Source organism: Nocardia colli (assembly GCF_008704205.1).
In the GTDB taxonomy this organism is placed as follows: domain Bacteria; phylum Actinomycetota; class Actinomycetes; order Mycobacteriales; family Mycobacteriaceae; genus Nocardia; species Nocardia colli.
This window is the reverse complement of record NZ_VXLC01000001.1, coordinates 1,372,657-1,391,766: the sequence shown is the minus strand read 5'-3', so window position 1 is coordinate 1,391,766 and position 19,110 is coordinate 1,372,657. Positions and strand designations below refer to the sequence as shown.

Sequence of the window (19,110 nt, the reverse complement as noted above, 5' to 3'; positions counted from 1 at the left end):
ATTCGAGCCGGCGTCCCGGGTCGAGTCCGTTGCCGGCTTCGACCCGGGGCGCGCCGATCAGCTGAGCACGCAGGCGCCGGTACCGACCGGGACGGTCGACCCGGAGGCGGCGTCGAGCTGGGCTCGCACCTCGGCGAGTGTGAGCACGTAGCCGGTGTCGTCGTCGGTGACCGCGGCGCCGAAGACGACGCCGAGCACCTCACCGTCCGTATCCACCAGCGGCCCACCGGAATTACCCGCGCGCACCGCACCGCGGACGGTGTAGACCTCGCGCTCCACCGTGCCGTCGCGATAGATGTTCGGACCGGTCAGGTCCAGCGTTTCCCGCACGCGGGCCGCGCTGGCGGTGTAGCGCCCGCCACCGGGGTAGCCGAGCACGATCGCGCTGTCCCCCGAACGCGCCGCGGTGGGCGCCTGCGGGATCGGCGTGGCCGTCAGTCCGGGCACCGCCAGCACCGCGACATCGATCGACGGGTTGAACAGCACCACGCTCGCGTCGAGCGGGCCGCTGGAGGTGTCCACCTGGATGCTGGTGGTGCCGGCGACCACGTGCGCGTTGGTCATGATCCGCTCGGGCGCGATGACGAAGCCCGAACCCTCCAGCGCGCGCTGGCAACTCGGCGCGACGCCGCGGATGCGCAGCACGCTGCTTTGCAGCGAGGCCGCGACCGGGCTGGACAGCACGCTCGGATCCGGCGGCTCGACGGCCGCGATCGGGGCGCGGCCGAACGGGCCGATGACGTCCGGCAGGCCGGAGGTGTTGAGCAGCTTGGAGAACTCGTTGGGCAGGCGGCGCAACCAGTTCGGCGCGACGTCGTTGACGTCGGTGAGCACCCGGGAACCGTTGATCGCGGTGGCGATCGACGGCTGCGACGAGGTGGCCAGCGGCAGCGCGAGCAGCCACGCGGTGACCAGCACCGCCACCGCCTGCAGCACCGCGCCGACCACGCTGTCCACGCTGCGGGTGAACGGATGGCGCATGCCGCCGCGCGCGGCCCGGCCGAGCACCATGCCCGCGACCTCGCCGATGATCACCAGCAGCACGATCAGCAGCACACCGGTGAGCACCCGGGCGCGGCCCTCGTCGACATGGATCAGGATGTGCGGCGCGATCAGGATGCCGGCCACCGCGCCGAGCACCACGCCGAGGAACGCGAGGGCGGACGCGACCGCGCCCTGCCGCCACCCCGAGGAGGCGGCCAGCAGCGCGAGCAGCACCACCGCGATATCGAGCCAGGCCGAAGTGCTCATAACGTCATACCCACGTCGGCGAGGGCGGCTTCTAGGTCACGCACGTCCCTGTGGTCCCAATCCTGGTCCCAGCCTGCGGCTTTGAAGATTCCGGCGAGGATGCCGCCGGTCAGGCCCCAGACCAGCATGCCGTCCACCTGGAAGGCGGGGCTCTGGTAGCCGAGGCTGCTGCGGACCAGGAAGCGGTTCGCCGGATCGAGCAGCTCGGCCACCGGAACGCGCACCACCCGTTCGGTCTCGCTCTGGTCGACCACCCGGACCTCGCTGGGGGTGCGCCAGTAGGCGACCACCGGGGTCACGTCGAACCGCGACGGTGGCACGAACAACTTCGGCAGCAGCGCAAGCGGTTCCACGCCGGAGCGGTCCAGCCCGGTCTCCTCGCACGCCTCGCGCAGCGCGGTGTCGATCAGCCCGGTGTCACCGGGATCCACCTCGCCGCCGGGGAACGCGACCTGACCGCGATGCTGGCGCAGCGTGGCGGCGCGCTGGGTCAGCAGCACCTCCGCGTCCGCGGGCAGGCCGCCCGGCGCAGCCGAATCGGGCTCGGGCGAGCCGCCGAACAGCACCAGCACCGCCGCCTGCCGTGGCGTCGACGTGATGGACATGGCCCGGCGCAGGGTGCGCGCCAGCGTGAGCGTGTCCGAGGTGTCCGACGCGGGCTCGGTGGCCTTGCTCAGCCACTTCGGAATGTCTTGGGGCACCGGGATGCTCATGCGGCCACCCCGAGTTCCTGGCCGACCGTGTTCGCGATGTCGTCCACCCCGGTGAACGCGCGCACCTCGACCCGCGCGACCGAGCCGTCGGCGCGCAGCAGCACCGAGATCGGCAGCACGGCGGGGGCGCCGACGGCCGAGCGCACGCGCGCGTCGGCGTCGAGCACGCCGGGCAGTCTCACGTTCAGTCCATTCAGCCGTGAAATCGCCTTGGCCTCATCCGGGTCGCTGTGCACGGTCAGCACGGTAATCGCGTTTCCGGCGCGCTGGGCGAACTGCTGCAAATACGGCAATTCTTGCGCACACGGTCCGCACCAGTAGGCCCAGAGATTCAGCAGCGCGGGCTTACCCGCCAGCGCGGCGGCCAAGTCGACCGATCCGCCGTCGGCGAGGCACTCGACCGTCAGGCCGGCCAGCGGACCCGAACCCACGGCGCCCGCGGCGGGCCGGGGGCAGGCCGCGAGGTCCGCGGCGGCGCGTTGCTGCTCGGATACCCCGGCGCGCACGCGCGCCTCCGGCCGGTTGTCCGCGGCGGTGTCGCGACCGCGCGGCCACAGGGCGGCCGCCAGTGCGACCACAGCGATCAATCCCGCCAGCGCCCATCGCCAGGCGACCGGGAGTTCTCTCACCGGCCCACCAGCTCGAGCAGATGCTCCCGCTCCGGACCCTTCACCAGCTCGGCGGCGGTGTCCGGGTCGGTCGGACCGGCCCCGAACGACGGGCAGTCCTTGGCCAGCACGCACACGCCACAGGCCGGCTTGCGGGCATGACACACCCGGCGGCCGTGGAAGATCACCCGGTGCGAGAGCATCGTCCAGTCTTTGCGCTCGATCAGCTCGCCGATGATGTGCTCGACCTTCACCGGGTCTTCCTCGGTGGTCCACATCCAGCGCCGGACCAGCCGGCCGAAATGCGTGTCCACGGTGATGCCGGGCACGCCGAACGCGTTGCCGAGAATGACGTTGGCGGTCTTGCGGCCGATCCCGGGCAACTGCACGAGTTCGTCCATGGTGTGAGGCAATTCACCGTCGTGGTGTTCGAGCAGCGCCTGACCGAGGCCGATGAGCGAGTTGGCCTTGTTCCGGAAGAAACCGGTCGAGCGGATGTATTCCTCCAGCTCGGCGCGGTTGGCCTCGGCGTAGGCGCGGGCATCGGGGTACTTGACGAACAGGGCGGGCGTGGTGAGATTCACCCGCACATCCGTGGACTGCGCGGAAAGTATTGTCGCGACCGCCAATTCGAGCGGCGTGGTGAAGTCCAGCTCACAATGCGCGTCCGGGAAAGCCTCGGCCAAAGTGCGATTCATCCGGCGCGCCCGGCGCACCAGTCCTAGCTGAGTTTCCGCCTGTCGCGCGCGGGATTTCCGTTTCGGAGCGGCGACCGGAGCTGGTTGCGCATCGGTCGCCTCGGGGGCGGACGCACGCCCGTTCCCGGCGGCTGTGGAGGGGGTGACACGCACCTGTCCACCATACGGAACCATCGGCGAACGTTGCCCGTCCAGTTCGGTTGCCGTGTTCCATCTGAGACCTAGACCGTGTTTACTCCTCCGTATGCAAGGACTCGCTGTGGTGCTCTTCCCAGTGCTGTTGATGCTGTTCGCACTGGGTATGGAGCGGGTCGAGAACCGGCTCCGCAAACTTCTCGAACCCGACGAAGAGGTTCAGCAGTACCTGGACAAAGCAAGCAACGCAGAAGTGAAAGAGCTGACGAGGCTCGGCCTGCCAGCGGCCGTTGCCCGGATGCGTAAACGCCGCGCCCGCGGCGAAGAGCTGGATGTGGCACGGGCAAGCTGACGCGTGACCGACAGACCTGGCGGCTAGAGCTGCGGTAACCACACAGGTGCCCGCGAATGCCGAGATCAGAAACTGGTACGGTTCTTCGCTGCGCCACGCAATCCACACGTTACGTGGTGTCTGTCACTACGCTGTCATCATGCCGCGTAGACTGCGCTGTTGGCCGAGTCGCTTTCGGTCCAGTACAGAGCCATTTCCCATAAGGAGCACATAAGTGGACGAGGCCCTCGCCAGAGCAGGCATCTTCCAGGGCGTCGAGCCCACTGCGGTGGCCGCCCTCGCCAAGCAATTGCAGCCGGTGGATTTCCCGCGCGGCCATGTCATCTTCAACGAGGGTGAGCCAGGGGATCGGCTCTATATCATCACCTCGGGCAAGGTGAAGATCGGGCGCAGATCACCGGACGGCTGGGAGAACCTGTTGACCATCATGGGCCCGTCGGACATGTTCGGCGAGCTGTCGATCTTCGATCCCGGACCGCGGACTTCCACCGCGACCACGGTGACCGAGGTTCGCGCCGTCACCATGGACCGGGACGCCCTGAAGTCCTGGATCGACCAGCGGCCCGAGATCGCCGAGCAGTTGCTCCGCGTGCTCGCGCGTCGCCTGCGTCGCACCAACAACAACCTGGCCGACCTCATCTTCACCGACGTCCCCGGCCGGGTCGCCAAGGCGCTGCTGCAGCTCGCACAGCGGTTCGGCACCCAGGAGGCCGGTGCGTTGCGGGTCACCCACGACCTGACCCAGGAGGAGATCGCCCAGCTGGTCGGCGCCTCCCGCGAGACCGTGAACAAGGCGCTGGCCGACTTCGCGCACCGCGGTTGGCTGCGGCTGGAGGGCAAGAGCGTGCTCATCTCCGACTCCGAGCGCCTGGCCCGCCGCGCGCGCTGAGCGTCGTCAACCGAACAGACCGAACAACACGCTGGGTTCCTAGCTCCTAGAGCCCAGCGTGTTGTCGTGTCCGAAGCAGGCTGGCTAGCCTTCGGCGCGCAGGTATTCCAGCTGCGCCTGCACCGAGCTACGCGCGGCCAGCCACAGTCGCTTGTCGACGTCGGCGTAGACCCGCCGGACCACCGCCATCGCCCCCGCGTTCGGGCCGAGCACCTGCAACGCCTCGCGCACCTGATCGAGGCGTTCCTGTCGATGCGTGATGTAGTACCGCGCCACCGGTTCCAGATCAGGATGATCCGGGCCGTGCGCGGGCAGCAGCGCCTTGCCCGCCCCGATCGCGACCAGCCGGTCCAGCGAGGCCAGATAGTCGGCGAGGGTGCCGTCGCTCGAATCGAGCACGGTGGTGCCGCTGCCGAGGATCGTGTCGCCGGTCAGCACCGCGTCGTCGAGCAGGAAGCTGGTCGAATCACCGGTGTGGCCCGGCGTGGCCACCACGGTGATGCGCAGACCGGCCGCCTCGATCACCTCGCCGTCGACCAGCGGCGCGGTCGAACCGCGCAGGAACTCGGTGTCCTTGGCGCGCACCGTGGTTCCGGTCAGCTTCACCAGGTGGTCGATGCCGCCGGTGTGATCGTGATGCCGGTGGGTGATCAGCGTGAGCGCGATCTCGCCCCCGGTGACCTCGGCGATCTTGGCGCCGTGCGCCTTGTCCTTCGGACCGGGATCGACCACCACACACTCCGAGCGGCCCGGCGCGCGCAGGATCCAGGTGTTGGTGCCCTGCAGCGTCATCTGGCCCGGGTTGTCCGCCAGCAGCACCGCTGCCGTCGGGGTGACCTGCCGTAGTTGTCCGTACGCGGGATGAGTCAGCGTCATCGATGTACCCCAGTCGATCGAATCCCAGTCCGGGACTTAACTTTGTTTAGCGCACCTCGACGATGATCTCTACTTCGACGGGGGTGTTCTTCGGCAATTCCGACACGCCCACCGCGGAACGCGCGTGCACACCCGCGTCACCGAAGACCTCGCCGAGGAACTCCGACGCGCCGTTGATCACGATCGGCTGATCGTTGTATCCCGGTGCGGAGGCGACGAATCCGACCACCTTCACCACGCGCACCACCGCGTCGAGCCCGACCAGATCGTGCACCGCGGCCAGCGCGTTGAGCGCGCACAGTTGCGCGGCTTCCTTCGCCTGCTCGGTGCTGACCTCGGCGCCCACCTTGCCGGCCACGGTCAGCTGACCGTCGGCCATCGGCAGCTGGCCGGAGGTGTAGACCAGCGAACCGGTGCGGATCGCCGGGATGTAGGCGGCCACGGGCGCCACGACCGGAGGCAGGGTCACCCCGAGCTTGGCGAGATTGCTCTCCCAATCGGTCACTGCGGTCATTCCCCTTCTCCTTTACTTCGGGCGCTTGAGGTAGGCGACGTGCTGCTCGCCGGTCGGCCCGGGCAGCACCGAAACCAGCTCCCAGCCGTCGGCGCCCCACTGATCGAGAATCTGCTTGGTCGCGTGCGTCAACAGCGGCACGGTCGCGTACTCCCATACGGTCGCTTCACTCATGTGGGTGAGCGTAGCTCTGTCTAATTTGCGGCGCCTGCGGCACCGCGTGTTCGCGGCCCCCTGGTGTCGCGAACGAAAATGCTCGATCTCGCTTCGCTCGAAAGCGACGGTCTACTGAGTGGTCCGGTAGCGAATCCGGCGGCAGCACAGGCGACTACATCGCGTTGCCCAGGACGCAACGGGCCTGCTGTCTGGTACAGACACACGCGCTGGACCAGGCACTAGGCGGATCCCTCGGGCGCGATCTCAGAACGGGTTATAGGCTCGCGAGCGTGGGAGTACCAACAGCAGTGCCTCTTTCGGCCGAGCCGGGACTGGAAACAGGGTGGCCGAAGCGTGCGGAGCAGGCCCGGCTGCACTATGTCTCCGGCAAGGGAGGCACCGGCAAGTCCACGGTGGCCGCGGCGCTCGCGCTGGCGCTGGCCGCGGGTGGGCGCCGGGTGCTGTTGGTGGAGGTGGAGAGCAGGCAGTCGATCGCGCAGCTGTTCGACCTGCCGCCGCTGCCGCCCACCGAGACCCGGATCGCCACCGCCGACGGCGGCGGTGAGGTGGTCGCGCTGGCGCTCGACATCGAGCACGCGTTCCTCGAATACCTGGACATGTTCTACAACCTCGGCTTCGCCGGACGGGCGATGCGCCGGATGGGCGCCATCGAGTTCGTCACCACGATCGCGCCGGGCCTGCGGGACGTCATCCTGACCGGCAAGATCAAGGAGACCGCGGTCCGGGTGGACAAGGCAGGCAAGCGGGTCTACGACGAGATCGTGGTGGACGCCCCGCCGACCGGCCGGATCGCCGGCTTCCTCGACGTCACCAAGGCCATGCTGGAGGTGGCCAAGGGCGGGCCGATCGCCGCGCAGGCCGAGGGCGTGTCCAAGCTGCTGCACTCGGATCAGACGATGATCCATCTGGTCACGCTGCTCGAGGCGCTGCCGGTGCAGGAAACCGCCGACGCCGTCGCGGAATTGAAGGCGGCGGATCTGCGGATCGGCACGGTGATCGTCAATCGCGCCACCGAGGGGCAACTGCCGCCGGAGTTCCGCGCCGAGGCGGCGCAGGGCGAGGTCGACACCGACGCCGTCCGGGCGGGCCTGGCCACTGCCGGGATCACCTTGGCGGACAACGACTTCCAGGGGTTGATCACCGAAACCATCGAGCACGCGGCGACTTTGCAGGCGCAGGACGACTCGGCCGCCGACCTGGCGAAGGTCGATGTGTCTCGCATGTACCTGCCCGCCCTGCCGGACGGCATGGACCTCGGTGGCCTGTACGAACTGGCCGAACATCTCAGTAAACAAGGGGTCCGATGACTACGACGACCGTGGCTGCGCCGCTTGATATTTCGGACATCATCAACGACCGGACCGCGAAGGTAGTGGTCTGCTGCGGCTCCGGCGGCGTCGGCAAGACGACCACCGCGGCCGCGATCGCGCTGCGCGCGGCCGAGCAGGGTCGAAAGGTGGTCGTTCTCACCATCGATCCGGCGCGCCGACTGGCCCAGTCACTCGGCGTCGCCGACCTCGGCAACACCCCGCAGCGGGTGCCGCTCGGCCCGGAGGCCAAGGGCGAGTTGCACGCGATGATGCTGAACATGCGGCGCACCTTCGACGACATGGTGCTCGAGCACACCAGCCCGGACAAGGCCGAGCAGATCTTCGCCAACCCCTTCTATCAAACCGTCGCCTCGTCGTTCGGCGGGACGCAGGAGTACATGGCGATGGAGAAGCTCGGTCAGCTGGCCGGGCGCAAGGAGTGGGACCTGATCGTGGTCGACACTCCCCCGTCGCGCAACGCGCTGGACTTCCTCGATGCGCCGAAGCGGCTCGGAAACTTCTTGAACGGCAGGATGATCCGGGTCATCATGGCGCCGGGTCGCGGCGTCACCCGGTTGGTCACCGGCGCAATGAGCCTGGCGGTGCGCGGGGTGTCGACCATCGTCGGCGGGCAGATGCTCAAGGACGCGTCGAACTTCCTGCAGTCGCTGGACTCGTTGTTCGGCGGCTTCCAGGATCGGGCGGATCGCACCTACGCGATGCTGTCCAAGCCGGGCACCCACTTCCTGGTGGTGGCCGCGGCCGAGCCGGACGCGTTGCGCGAGGCGTCGTTCTTCGTCGATCGGCTGTCCACCGAGCGCATGCCGCTGGCCGGCCTGATCCTCAATCGCACGCATCCGGCGCTGAGTTCACTGTCCGGCGATCACGCGCTGACCGCGGCCGAGCAGCTGGCCGACAGCGATCCGCTCACCGCGGCCGTGTTGCGCATTCACGCCAGGCGGGTCGCCACCGACAAACGCGAACAGCATCTGCTGCACCGGTTTACCGGCGCGCATCCGCGGGTACCGATCGTGGCGGTGACCGCGTTGCCGTTCGAGGTGTCGGATCTGCGGGCCCTGCGCGCCGTCGGTGATCAGCTCACCGGGCACCGCGCTTCGGCTTGATACATAGACGCATCGGCTATTGATCCAAACGGAAGTAATTGCCCCCAAACGGGACTGAGCCCGCTTTCGCAGGCTCAGTTCCGAATGTTTGCCGGGGCTACATTGCCACCTGATGCTGGCGCTGGGCCTGGAAGAAATCGGCCCAGGAGGTCACCTCGGGATGCTGCTTGAGCAGCGCACGACGCTGCCGCTCGGTCATACCGCCCCACACACCGAACTCCACTCGATTGTCGAGCGCGTCGGCACCACACTGCATCAGCACCGGGCAGTGCCTGCAGATCGTCGCGGCTTTGCGCTGTGCAGCCCCGCGAACGAACAACTGATCGGGATCCACTTCCTTGCATCGGGCCTGGGCTACCCAGGCAATCCTTGCTTCGGCCTGCTCCACGTCCAATCGAGCGATGGGGGTTGTCATGTGCATTTGGTGTGCCCCTTTGCAGTCCGAACACCGGGTCAACGGCGCTCCAGAATCGCGTGTCAGCGTCGCAGCAACCCAAACCCCGCTGCGCTCTGCACCACATTCCACTTTGAGTGTTAGCTCTATCACACTGGGTTCTCAATCTAGGTAAAGGTTGGGCTCCAGCGCAAGACCGCCCCCGGAATTTTTGGTACGTCCGTCCCTGCAAAATGCCGCGAGCGGCGGCGGGTCCGGCATATTCGCGGCGCGCCGTCCCGCGACACGCCAGACTCGCCCTCGCGACACGCCCAATCGCCCGTGCGAATCGCCTTCGGGTAAACGCACGGAAGAGGGTTCGGACCCCACCCCGTAGGCTGGGGATCGTGCCGATCACACAAACGCTCGCGAGGCTGGCCGGCAGCTGCGCGCTGGCCGCCGTGCTCGTCGCCGGGTTGATGTTCCCGCTCGCAGGTGGCTTCGGATTCGTCTCGAACCGAGCCGCCGACGCCGTCGACAACGTGTCCTCGGAACTGGTGGAGGGCACCGCGCCCGCCGTCTCGACCATGGTCGACGCGAGTGGGACACCGATCGCCTGGCTCTACGAGCAACGCCGCTTCGAGGTTCCCAGCGACAAGATCTCCAACGACATGAAGCTGGCCATCGTCTCCATCGAGGACCGGCGCTTCGCCGAGCACGAGGGCGTCGACTGGCAGGGCACGCTGCGCGCGTTCCTGACCAACACCAGCAGTGGCGAGGTCCAGCAGGGCGCGTCGACACTCGACCAGCAGTACGTGAAGAACTTCCAGCTGCTCGTCGTGGCCAAGACCGACGCCGAACGCCGCGCCGCCATCGAGACCACCCCCGCCCGCAAGATCCGCGAGATCCGGATGGCGCTCACCCTGGACCGGGAGCTGACCAAGGACGAGATCCTGACCAGGTATCTGAACCTGGTCCCGTTCGGTAACTCCTCCTACGGCATCCAGGACGCGGCCCAGACCTACTTCGGCGTGGACGCCTCCGAGCTGAACGTGTCGCAGGCCGCGATGCTGGCCGGCATGGTGCAGAGCTCGTCGAAGCTGAACCCGTACAGCAACACCGAGGGCGTGCTGGCCCGGCGCAACACCGTGCTGGACACGATGATCCAGAACATCCCCAGCCGGGCCGAGGAGTTCCGCGAGGCCAAGACCAAGCCGCTGGGCGTGCTGCCGGAGCCGAAGGGCCTGCCGCGCGGCTGCATCGCCGCCAACGACCGCGGCTTCTTCTGTGACTACGCCATCCAGTACCTGGCCAACGCGGGCATCAGCCGCGAGCAGATCGACAAGGGCGGCTACCTGATCAAGACCACGCTCGATCCGGCCGTGCAGGACTCGGTGAAGCGGTCGGTGACCGACGCGGCCAACCCGAATCTGGACAACATCGCGCAGGTCATGTCCGTCGTCGCGCCGGGCCAGGACTCGCATCCGCTGCTCGCCATGGCGAGCAGCCGCACCTACGGCCTGAACCGGGACGCGAACGAAACCGTGCAGCCGCAGCCGTATTCGATGGTCGGCGACGGCGCGGGCTCGATCTTCAAGATCTTCACCACCGCCGCGGCCATGGAGAAGGGCCTGGGCATCAACGCCCAGCTCGACGTGCCGACCCGGTTCGAGGCCAAGGGCATGGGTAACGGTGGTGCGCGCGGCTGCCCGGCCGCCACCTACTGCGTGGAGAACGCGGGCAAGTACAAGTCGCCGATGTCGGTAACCGAGGCGCTCGCGACCTCACCGAACACCGCGTTCGTCAAGCTGATCCAGGCCGTCGGCGTCACGCCGACCGTCGACATGGCGGTCCGGCTCGGCATGCGCTCCTACACCGAGGCCGGCAGCTCGGGCCACGGCAACCAGAGCCTCGCCGACATGATGAAGGAACAGAATCTCGGTTCGTTCACCCTCGGCCCGGTCGCGATCAACCCGCTCGAACTGTCCAATGTCGCCGCGACCCTCGGCTCCGGCGGCAAGTGGTGCCCGCCGAACCCGATCAAGGAGGTCGTCGACCGGTCCGGCAAGCAGGTGCCGCTCACCCAGCAGGCCTGCGAGCAGGTCATCGAGCCCGGTCTGGCCAACACCCTGGCCAACGCGATGAGCAAGGACGACGTCAGCGGCACCGCGGCGGGCGCCGCCCAGTCCGCGGGCTGGAACGCACCGTTGTCCGGCAAGACCGGCACCACCGAGAGCCACCGCTCCTCGGCCTTCGTCGGCTTCACCAACTCCCTCGCCGCCGCCACCTACGTCTACGGCGACAGCCCGACGCCCGGCGAGATCTGCTCGTTCCCGCTGCGCAACTGCGGCGACGGAAACCTGTTCGGCGGTAACGAACCCGCGCGGACCTGGTTCAACTCGATCAAGCCGGTGCTCAACCGATTCCCGCCGCCGGGCCTGCCGCCGCTGGACGACAAGTACGTCCGCGGATCGAACAACGCGCAGGTTCCGGACGTGACCGGGCAGACCCAGGGGCAGGCGACCGCGGCACTGGTCGGCGCCGGCTTCCAGGTGACGCCGGTGACCGGTCCCGGCGCGCAGGCCAAGGGCACCGTGATGGGCACCTCGCCGAACGGATCGGCGATCCCCGGTTCGGTGATCACGCTCTACATCAGTGACGGCACCCAGCGCGCCGCGCCGCCGCCGGGCCCGCCGCCCGGACCGCCGGGAATCCCGGGGCTGCCACCGCCACCGCTGTTGCCGCCCATCCCGATTCCCATTCCGATCCCACGCTGACGAAAAGGCCCGCGAACCAATCAGGTTCGCGGGCCTTTCGCGTTGCGGATGGACGCGGCTACCTCGGCGGGTGCGTCAGAGCCGGGCCTTCACCGCGGCGGACAGGCGCGAGCCGTCGGCCTTGCCCTCGGCCAGCGCGGTGGCGACCTTCATGACCTGGCCCATCTGCCGCATGCCCGGCCGCTCGCCGAGCTCCTCCGCGACCTGCGCGATCGCGGTGTCCGCGACATCGGCGACCTCCGCCTCGCTCAGCTGGGTCGGCAGGTATTCGTCGATGATCCGCGCCTCGGCGTGCTCGTTGGCGGCCAGCTCCCCGCGCCCGTTCTGGGTGTAGATCTCGGCCGACTCGCTGCGCTTCTTCGCCTCTTTCTGCAGCACGGCGATCACGTCGGCATCGGAGAGTTCGCGCGCCTCGGAGCCTGCGGTCTCGGCCGTCTGGATGGCGGCGAGCAGCATCCGCAGCGTGGCGAGACGCAGTGTGTCCTTGGCTTTCATCGCGGCGGTCATGTCCGTCCGCAGTTGCGCTTTGAGTTCCGACATGAGGCTCACGGTAGCCGGTCCCCGGCGACCCGCCCACCACATTTGCGCTGCTGCGACAGATCCCGGTCCGGTTTTCCGGGGCGGTCCTCGACGGGAATGCAAGCGGTTGTGCGTAAACACACTCGGCGTTCCGCAACGGGGTCACCTATGCTGGGCAAATGCCCGTAATCTCGACCTCTGCTGTCCGCACGACCGCGTTGGGAGCCGCCGGGGCGGCCGTGGCCGGAATCGGCTACGCCTCGCTGGTCGAACGCAACGCCTTCGTTCTGCGGGAGGCCACGATGCCGGTCCTCGCGCCGGGCTCGTCGTCACTGCGGGTGCTACACATCAGCGATCTGCACATGACGCCCGGCCAGCAGCGCAAGCAGCAGTGGCTGCGGGAACTGGACCGGCTCGAGCCGGACCTGGTCATCAACACCGGCGACAACCTCTCGCACCAGAAGTCGGTACCCGCGGTAGTCCAGGCCCTCGGCGGATTGCTTTCCCGCCCGGGGCTTTTCGTTTTCGGGAGCAACGACTACTTCGCGCCGGTGCCGAAGAACCCGATGAAGTACTTCAAGAAGGATCACCGCCGGGTCTACGGCGCCCCGCTGCCGTGGAAGGACCTGCGCGCGGCCTTCACCGAGCGCGGCTGGCTCGATCTGACCCACATCCGCCGGGACCTGGAGGTCTCCGGCATCCGGATCGCCACCGCCGGCGTCGACGACCCGCACCTGCACCGCGACCGCTACGACACCGTGGCCGGCGCGCCGAACCCGTTGGCCGACTTGCGCATCGGCCTGACCCACTCCCCCGAGCCGCGGGTGCTCGATCGCTTCGCCGAGGACGGTTACGACCTGGTCATGGCCGGGCACACGCACGGCGGTCAGCTGTGCCTGCCCGGGTACGGCGCGCTGGTGACCAACTGCGGCATCGACCGGTCCCGGGTCAAGGGCGCGTCCAAGTGGGGCGAGCACACCCAGCTGCACGTCTCCGCGGGCGTGGGCACCTCGCCGTGGGCGCCGTACCGCTTCTGCTGCCGGCCCGAGGCGACCCTGTTGACGCTGGTCGCCGCGCCGCCGAAGCGGCCGTCCGCGGACAGCGGACAGGGCGTGTCCACGTCGGAGGCCGTCGCCCGCTAAGGTCGCGTGCCGAGACGTGTGTCAGGCAGGGGACAACTGTGAGTGGATTCGACGACCGGCGCAACGACCCGACCGTTCTGGGCCGGCCCGGTGCGGCGCACCCAGATCAGCAACAGCCGTACGGCGCAGATCAATTCGACCCGGCCGGGTCGGACGCCGAGACCGCTGAGCAGCCCGCCCCCGCTCGGCCCTGGAAACGCGATTCGGGGTTCCACGAACAGGTGCAATGGCCGCCGCAAGGACCCGGGCAGCCTGATCCGACCGTTCAGTGGCAGCAAGGTGGGTCGACCACGCCCGCGCCGAATTACCAGTGGCAGCCGAGTCCCGGCGGCCAGCCGAGTCCCGGTGCCCCCGCGACGAACTCGCAGTGGCAGCCCGGCAACGCCGCACCCCAGCGGCAGCCGGGCGGCAGCGGTCAGCAGTGGCAAGCGCCCGCCGTCCCCGGGCAGGCCGACCCCACGCTGATGGCACAGCCACAGACCCCGCAGTGGCAGGCGCCCGGGCAAGCCGACCCGACGCTCATGGCCCAACCCCAGGCCCCGGCCGCGCAGTGGCAGGCGCCCGGGCAGGCCGACCCGACGCTGATGGCGCGGCCCGTCTCCGGCGGACAGCCGCAGCAATGGCAGGCACCGGCTGCCGGGCGGGCCGACCCGACTCTGATGGCACAGCCGGTATCCGGCGGGCAATGGCAGCCGCCTGCCGCGCCGGGGCAGGCCGACCCGACCCTGATGGCACAGCCGCAGGCCCGCGGGCTCAGCGAGCCCGCCGGTCTCTGGCAGCCGAGCCTCGGTGCGCCGGAGCCGAGCCAGAACTCGCCGGGTGAAGCGGCGCCGACCCTGCTCGGCTACCCCAACGCCACCCGACTAGGCCAGCCCGACCCCGCGCCGCAATGGCAGTCGGCGCCCGCGTATGCCGCGCCGCCGGTTTACGGGCAGCCCGTAGGTGGCGCGTACGCGCCCCAGAGCGGGTTCGGCGGGCCGCCGCCGCAGCAGATGCCACCCGGGCACGGTGTGGGCGGCCCACCGCCCAGCGGGCGCGGAAAAGCGGTGCTGTTGATCGGACTGGTGGTGCTGCTGGTCGCGGCCGGCGCGGTCACCGCGGTGACCCTGGCCAAGCGCGGCGCCAACAACGCCGACTCGCAACGCAACTCGCCCTCCATGGTGAGCGCGCTCACCACCAGCGAGGGCGCGCCGACTCCGTCGAAGACCAGCACGGCCGCCCCGACGCCGAGCAGCAACGGCCGCCATGAGACCCCGGTCGTCCCCGGCTACCAGGTCGTCGTCGCGCCCGATCGCGGCGCGGCCTACGACGTCCCCGCGGGCTGGGTCATCGCGCCGGAAACCGCCATCGGCGGATACGGCGAACCGCCGAATGCGGTCGCGGGCAAGGGTTATGCCAGCGACGGCAAGGGCTACTGCCCCGGCTCGACCCGCACCGCGTCGTTCCTCACCGGCTCCAAGGACGCCGATTCCGGTACCGCCGCAACCGATCTCGGCACCAGGACGGCCAAGCTCGCCTACACCGCCTCCGCCGACGCGCGCCCGGCCCCGCCGGTCCCGCTGGAATCGCTGGACGGCACCCAGCGCGGCATGTTCGTGGAGACCAAGGGCACCGTCACCCAGGCCAAGCCCGGCTGCGCCACCGCGTACTCCGTCTATACCGCCGCGTTCCCCACCGACAACGGCAGCTTCGTCATGGTGATCACCGCCGACACCGGCGTCCCCAACGCCGTCGACGCGGACACCGCCAAGCGCATCTTCACCAGCATCCGCCCCCACGACGGCTGACCGCCCACCCCCCGAAAATACCCCTTCTGACCAGTGGGTTTAACGTCTACACCGTCCTTGTTGTAAGGTAGTCCAGGTTCGATTCACGGGGTGTGGCGCAGCTTGGTAGCGCGCTTCGTTCGGGACGAAGAGGTCGCAGGTTCAAATCCTGTCACCCCGACTCGTGGTTGAGACGAACGGTCTGCCCCCTGCCTTCACCGGCAGGGGGCAGACCCGTTTCCGGACCTTCGTGGACAGCTGCCGAGGGGCCATGTGTCTTACGATTACACCGCCTACCAACTGAAGGACGGTCACCGTGTCGGAGCTGTTCGACTGGTCTACGCCGAATACATACATCTTCCCGGTCGACATCGATGACTACCTGGCGATGCCGGAGGACCTGGCCCACAACGTCGAGGTCCAGGACGGGATGGTCGTCTTCTGCGAATCCGCCACACCCAACCACAATGCCGTCGCACGCAACATCGAACGAGCATTGCTCGACGCGGAAGCAAAACGTACCTCGGCAGTCCCTTGCCTTCGGATAAATCGCGACGTGGACATGCTCGTCTCGGAGGTTCCGCTGCACTACAAGCGCCCCGACGTCATCCTCTACCACTGCGTCGATCAGCCCCGCGGACGCTGGAAGCAAAAGCCGACCATTGCCGATACCGTTCTGGTCGTCGAAGTGGTCTCACCGACCACCGTTACGACGGACATGATCGATAAGCGTGCGGAATACGCCCGCTTCGGCATCGAGCACTACTGGATCGTCCGCATGGCCAATGACGACGGCCCGGCGATCTCCGTCGAGCGGCTGGTGCTGAACTCCGATGGAAGGTATGTCTCGAGCGGTCACCGAACCCGCACGGAACCGCTCGACACTGCGATCGAGACGCTGAGCCCATTGGACGTCCACATCACCTGGGAAGACCTCGACCTCGGCATCGACTGATCCGCGTACGTTGCAACCCTGCTGCGATTGATGCACAGTCCGCGCACGAAATGGATACGCACCGCCCTCGCACCCGCCGGACGGATCGCGCTGACCAACTACCTCGGCCAATCCGCCGTCGGGCTGCTCCTGTTCACCGGCATCGGATTCGGTGCGGCGGGGGCACTGTCGCCACTGGGCACATTCGTAGTCGCTCTGCTCGTCTTCACGGCCCAATTGGCGGTCAGTGCGGTGTGGTTGCGCCGGTATCGCTATGGGCCCGCGGAATGGCTGCTGCGGTGGATCACCAATGGCCGTCGGCCCGCCTGGCGAGTGCTGGAAAGCCGGACGGTGTAGCGAAGCAGTCGATTTTGGGCGGACGGGGACGGCATACTGGGCCTCTGCTGGGCACCCAGCGGCGAACCTGGAAAGGCAAGGCCATGAACATGACCGGCCCGCTTGCCGGAAAGACCGCCCTGATCACCGGCGCGGACACCGGAATCGGCAAGTCCATCGCCAAAACCCTTGCCGGGCAGGGCGCGCAGGTGGTGATCCAGCACCCGCACAGCCCCGAATCGGCCGCCGACGTGGTCAAGGAGATCACCAACGCCGGCGGTTCGGCGCTCGCGCTCGCCGCCGACCTCGGCGACCGGGACGAATACGAGGAGCTGATCCAGGCGCTGCTGGAGGAATGCGGGCACTGGGATGTGCTGGTGCACACCGGTGCGGCGGCCATCACCACGCCGCTACGGGAGATCTCCGCCGAGGAGTTCGATCTCGGCTTCGCGGCGCCGGCCAAGGCCGTGTTCAACGGGATCCAGCTCGCCGCGGCCCACCTCGCCGACGGTGGCCGCATCATCACCGTCGGCGGCTCGGCGACGCCCGGCAACGCCGTCGAAAACGCCGCGACGGAGGCCATCGCGGAGTTCACCCGCTCGCTCGCCCCGGATTTCACCGAACGGCGGATCACGGTCAACGCGGTCAGTCCCGGGACGGCGGGCGAGAACAACGGCGGCCAGGCCGAGGGCGAGCACGAACCGAGTTACGTCATGGGGACTGGCGCCGCCGAACGCCTCGGCGCGGCAACCGAGCTCACCGACGCGGTGGCCTACCTGGTGAGCGACGAGGCCGAAGCGGTGACCGCCCAGCACATTCGAGTCAAGGCCGCGACCGCCTGAAACATCCCATGACTCAAGCAAACTGCCGGTGAAACTCGGGCAACGCGGGCCGCTCGGCCGCACCCGATCGGCCGGTCAGCGAATGGTTCTGCGCGACCGCGAGACTCCGGGTGAACGATCTCGATCCGGATCGTGCACACCGGGTTCGCCGCGACCGAGCGAGCAAACGCTTACGCTGTGAAATATGACTCGTGTTACCGCGCAAGCGAGCAGAGTGGACAGCGCGACGACGTCATCGACGCCCGTGTATCGGAATGCCGAACTTTCCGATCTCGCCGATGTCGCGGCGATCGAGGCCGAACGCTTCGGCGATCAGGCCTACCCCTACTTCGTGCTGCGCCAGCTCTTCGACTTGCACGGCGCCAATTGGCTGATCGTCGAGGTCGGCGGCCTCGTCGTCGGTCACGTCCTGGTCGCGCTCACCCCCGACCGCCGCGGCTGGCTGCTCAGCCTGGCGGTCCGCACCCACAGCTGCGGTCGCGGCTACGGATCCACCCTGCTCGCCGAGGCGATCAACCTCTGCCGCCGCCAGGCGATGCGCAGCGTCCTGATCACCGTCCGCCCGACCAACCAGTCGGCATACAACCTCTATCGCCGCATCGGCTTCGCCTGGACGGGCTACGAGGAACGCTACTTCGGCGCCGGCGAACCCCGAGACGTCCTCGAATACAAATTAGCCAATACCTGATGCCTCAATAGTCCAGCACCACAGCACATTTCGAGCACTACCCACGGGACACGTTGCCCCACTGCGTAACCCGAGATCGACCCACACCCGCCCGATCGACGCGGACCCTCATCGAGGCCGTCAGCGATAGAAGTGTCGGCAGACGCCAGATCCGGCAAAGCTCATCGACCACGTGCGCAGCCGATCACCGCACTCACCCCACCTCACGCGGCCGGCCCGGATATACGGTGAGGAGACTCTTACGCCTTGCTAACCTGTCGTCACATCGATGAAACGCGAGCTCCATAGCGTATACAGGTATGTCGACACGGTTGGCCACACTGGAAGACGCGGCGGGGAAGCCACTACGGGACGTGGTTTATGCGGCGTTGCGCAGCGAGTTGATGAATGGCGACATCAAGTTCGGGGAGCGGCTGACGGAGCCGAAATTGTCGGCGCGGTTCGGGATTTCCCGGACGCCGATTCGGGAAGCGTTGACCGTGCTGTGTTCCGATGGATTGTTGCAGCGCGAGGAGTACGGGTTCAGCCCGGTGCGGCCGAGCATTCCGTTGATCCGGGACCTGTACGAGCTGCGAATCACGGTGGAGCTAGGCGGGATTCAGCGGGCGATGACGAATCCCGCGGTGACCCATGACCGTGCGTTGCTCGAGGTCGAGCGCGACGCGTGGCTGGCGTTGCGGGCCGATCCGCCGGTCCAGGAGCCCGGATTCGTCGTGCGCGACGAGGAATTCCACGTCACCCTGCTCACCGCGGCCGGAAATGCGGAGATGGTGCGCGCGCTGACGGCGGTGAATTCACGCATCCGGCACGTCCGGATGTACGACTTCATGGTCAACAATCGCATCGAGACGACCATTGCCGAACACCTCGGCATTCTGGATGCCGTTCTCGCCGAGGACCTTCCGCTCGCCTACCGGCTGCTGCACACGCATATCGGCGAATCACTCGACGTGGTGCTCGAACGAGTCACCCGGGCCATCGCGGCGATGGCCGCCGAATAACCCTCAACTGAATAGGGAGAAGCACGTGAGGCTGGAATTCGATACGGTGCTGGTCGCCAATCGCGGTGAGATCGCCTGCCGGATC

Annotated in this window: 20 protein-coding genes, 1 tRNA gene and 1 pseudogene; 13 read left to right on the top strand and 9 right to left on the bottom strand. The window is 68.1% G+C overall.

Annotated elements, in window-relative coordinates; all coding sequences use genetic code 11:
• Positions 1–57 precede the first annotated feature (57 nt).
• Genes F3087_RS06570 through nth form a run of 4 tightly spaced genes read right to left on the bottom strand, consistent with a single transcriptional unit; the run spans position 58 to position 3,423 of the window.
• Positions 58–1,251 (bottom strand): MarP family serine protease, encoded by a 1,194-nt coding sequence (locus F3087_RS06570; RefSeq protein ID WP_150400788.1) that lies wholly within the window; start codon positions 1,249–1,251, stop codon positions 58–60.
• A complete protein-coding gene (locus F3087_RS06565; protein ID WP_150400787.1) occupies positions 1,248–1,964 on the bottom strand; it encodes an NUDIX hydrolase in 717 nt (238 codons plus the stop codon). Before F3087_RS06565 ends, F3087_RS06570 begins: the two co-directional genes overlap by 4 nt.
• Positions 1,961–2,593, bottom strand: coding sequence for a TlpA family protein disulfide reductase (locus F3087_RS06560; RefSeq protein ID WP_191093786.1), 633 nt, complete (start codon positions 2,591–2,593; stop codon positions 1,961–1,963). The genes F3087_RS06565 and F3087_RS06560 overlap by 4 nt, the downstream gene beginning before the upstream one ends.
• Positions 2,590–3,423 carry an endonuclease III gene (nth, locus tag F3087_RS06555; RefSeq protein WP_191093785.1) on the bottom strand — a complete coding sequence of 278 codons (834 nt, stop codon included), beginning with the start codon at positions 3,421–3,423 and terminating at the stop codon, positions 2,590–2,592. Before nth ends, F3087_RS06560 begins: the two co-directional genes overlap by 4 nt.
• A 106-nt stretch (positions 3,424–3,529) precedes the next feature.
• Between nth and F3087_RS06550 the strand changes: the two genes are divergently transcribed.
• Both F3087_RS06550 and F3087_RS06545 read left to right on the top strand, forming a co-directional pair.
• On the top strand, positions 3,530–3,757 hold the full coding sequence (locus F3087_RS06550) for a hypothetical protein (protein ID WP_014981184.1): 228 nt from the start codon (positions 3,530–3,532) through the stop codon (positions 3,755–3,757).
• Between the two features lie 214 nt (positions 3,758–3,971).
• Entirely contained in the window at positions 3,972–4,646 is a 675-nt protein-coding gene (locus tag F3087_RS06545; RefSeq protein ID WP_150400786.1) for a Crp/Fnr family transcriptional regulator, read from the top strand.
• Between the two features lie 84 nt (positions 4,647–4,730).
• Here F3087_RS06545 and F3087_RS06540 read toward each other — a convergent pair whose 3' ends face one another.
• The 3 genes from F3087_RS06540 to F3087_RS06530 are packed head-to-tail and all read right to left on the bottom strand — an operon-like array spanning position 4,731 to position 6,210.
• Complete coding sequence (locus F3087_RS06540) at positions 4,731–5,522, bottom strand: MBL fold metallo-hydrolase (RefSeq protein ID WP_150400785.1); 792 nt, start codon at positions 5,520–5,522, stop codon at positions 4,731–4,733.
• 46 nt (positions 5,523–5,568) lie between these two features.
• The gene (locus F3087_RS06535; RefSeq protein WP_150400784.1) at positions 5,569–6,036 is read right to left on the bottom strand and encodes a RidA family protein; all 468 of its coding nucleotides are present in this window, start codon (positions 6,034–6,036) and stop codon (positions 5,569–5,571) included.
• Positions 6,037–6,048: 12 nt separating this feature from the next.
• Positions 6,049–6,210: a DUF4177 domain-containing protein gene (locus tag F3087_RS06530; RefSeq protein ID WP_150400783.1), complete on the bottom strand. Its 162-nt coding sequence runs from the start codon at positions 6,208–6,210 to the stop codon at positions 6,049–6,051.
• A 290-nt stretch (positions 6,211–6,500) separates the two neighbouring features.
• On the opposite strand from F3087_RS06530, the gene F3087_RS06525 reads away from it, so the two are divergent.
• The gene (locus F3087_RS06525; protein WP_150400962.1) at positions 6,501–7,520 is read left to right on the top strand and encodes an ArsA-related P-loop ATPase; all 1,020 of its coding nucleotides are present in this window, start codon (positions 6,501–6,503) and stop codon (positions 7,518–7,520) included.
• Positions 7,517–8,647, top strand: a complete 1,131-nt coding sequence (locus F3087_RS06520) for an ArsA family ATPase (RefSeq protein WP_150400782.1) — start codon at positions 7,517–7,519, stop codon at positions 8,645–8,647. Before F3087_RS06525 ends, F3087_RS06520 begins: the two co-directional genes overlap by 4 nt.
• Before the next feature lie 97 nt (positions 8,648–8,744).
• On the opposite strand, the gene F3087_RS06515 is transcribed toward F3087_RS06520, so the two are convergent.
• Positions 8,745–9,068: a WhiB family transcriptional regulator gene (locus F3087_RS06515; RefSeq protein ID WP_014981178.1), complete on the bottom strand. Its 324-nt coding sequence runs from the start codon at positions 9,066–9,068 to the stop codon at positions 8,745–8,747.
• Between the two features lie 359 nt (positions 9,069–9,427).
• Between F3087_RS06515 and F3087_RS06510 the strand changes: the two genes are divergently transcribed.
• Positions 9,428–11,797 (top strand): penicillin-binding protein, encoded by a 2,370-nt coding sequence (locus F3087_RS06510; RefSeq protein ID WP_191093784.1) that lies wholly within the window; start codon positions 9,428–9,430, stop codon positions 11,795–11,797.
• Between the two features lie 75 nt (positions 11,798–11,872).
• Here the strand turns inward: F3087_RS06510 and F3087_RS06505 are convergent, their stop codons facing one another.
• Positions 11,873–12,337, bottom strand: coding sequence for a GatB/YqeY domain-containing protein (locus F3087_RS06505; RefSeq protein ID WP_150400781.1), 465 nt, complete (start codon positions 12,335–12,337; stop codon positions 11,873–11,875).
• A 158-nt stretch (positions 12,338–12,495) separates the two neighbouring features.
• Here F3087_RS06505 and F3087_RS06500 point away from each other — a divergent pair, with 158 nt between their 5' ends.
• The 8 genes and pseudogenes from F3087_RS06500 (at position 12,496) to F3087_RS06465 (ending at position 19,025) form a co-directional block, all read left to right on the top strand.
• Entirely contained in the window at positions 12,496–13,458 is a 963-nt protein-coding gene (locus F3087_RS06500) for a metallophosphoesterase (protein WP_150400780.1), read from the top strand.
• A 38-nt stretch (positions 13,459–13,496) separates the two neighbouring features.
• Positions 13,497–15,245, top strand: coding sequence for a hypothetical protein (locus tag F3087_RS06495; protein ID WP_150400779.1), 1,749 nt, complete (start codon positions 13,497–13,499; stop codon positions 15,243–15,245).
• An 86-nt stretch (positions 15,246–15,331) separates the two neighbouring features.
• Positions 15,332–15,405, top strand: a tRNA-Pro gene (locus F3087_RS06490).
• A gap of 135 nt (positions 15,406–15,540) precedes the next feature.
• A complete protein-coding gene (locus tag F3087_RS06485; protein ID WP_150400778.1) occupies positions 15,541–16,179 on the top strand; it encodes a Uma2 family endonuclease in 639 nt (212 codons plus the stop codon).
• A 15-nt stretch (positions 16,180–16,194) separates the two neighbouring features.
• A pseudogene (locus F3087_RS06480) lies at positions 16,195–16,515 on the top strand (DUF418 domain-containing protein); the annotation flags it as partial.
• Positions 16,516–16,598: 83 nt separating this feature from the next.
• The gene (locus F3087_RS06475; protein ID WP_191093782.1) at positions 16,599–17,336 is read left to right on the top strand and encodes an SDR family NAD(P)-dependent oxidoreductase; all 738 of its coding nucleotides are present in this window, start codon (positions 16,599–16,601) and stop codon (positions 17,334–17,336) included.
• Positions 17,337–17,520: 184 nt separating this feature from the next.
• Positions 17,521–18,024 carry a GNAT family N-acetyltransferase gene (locus tag F3087_RS06470; protein WP_150400776.1) on the top strand — a complete coding sequence of 168 codons (504 nt, stop codon included), beginning with the start codon at positions 17,521–17,523 and terminating at the stop codon, positions 18,022–18,024.
• Positions 18,025–18,323: 299 nt separating this feature from the next.
• Positions 18,324–19,025, top strand: coding sequence for a GntR family transcriptional regulator (locus tag F3087_RS06465; RefSeq protein ID WP_150400775.1), 702 nt, complete (start codon positions 18,324–18,326; stop codon positions 19,023–19,025).
• Positions 19,026–19,110: the final 85 nt, after the last annotated feature.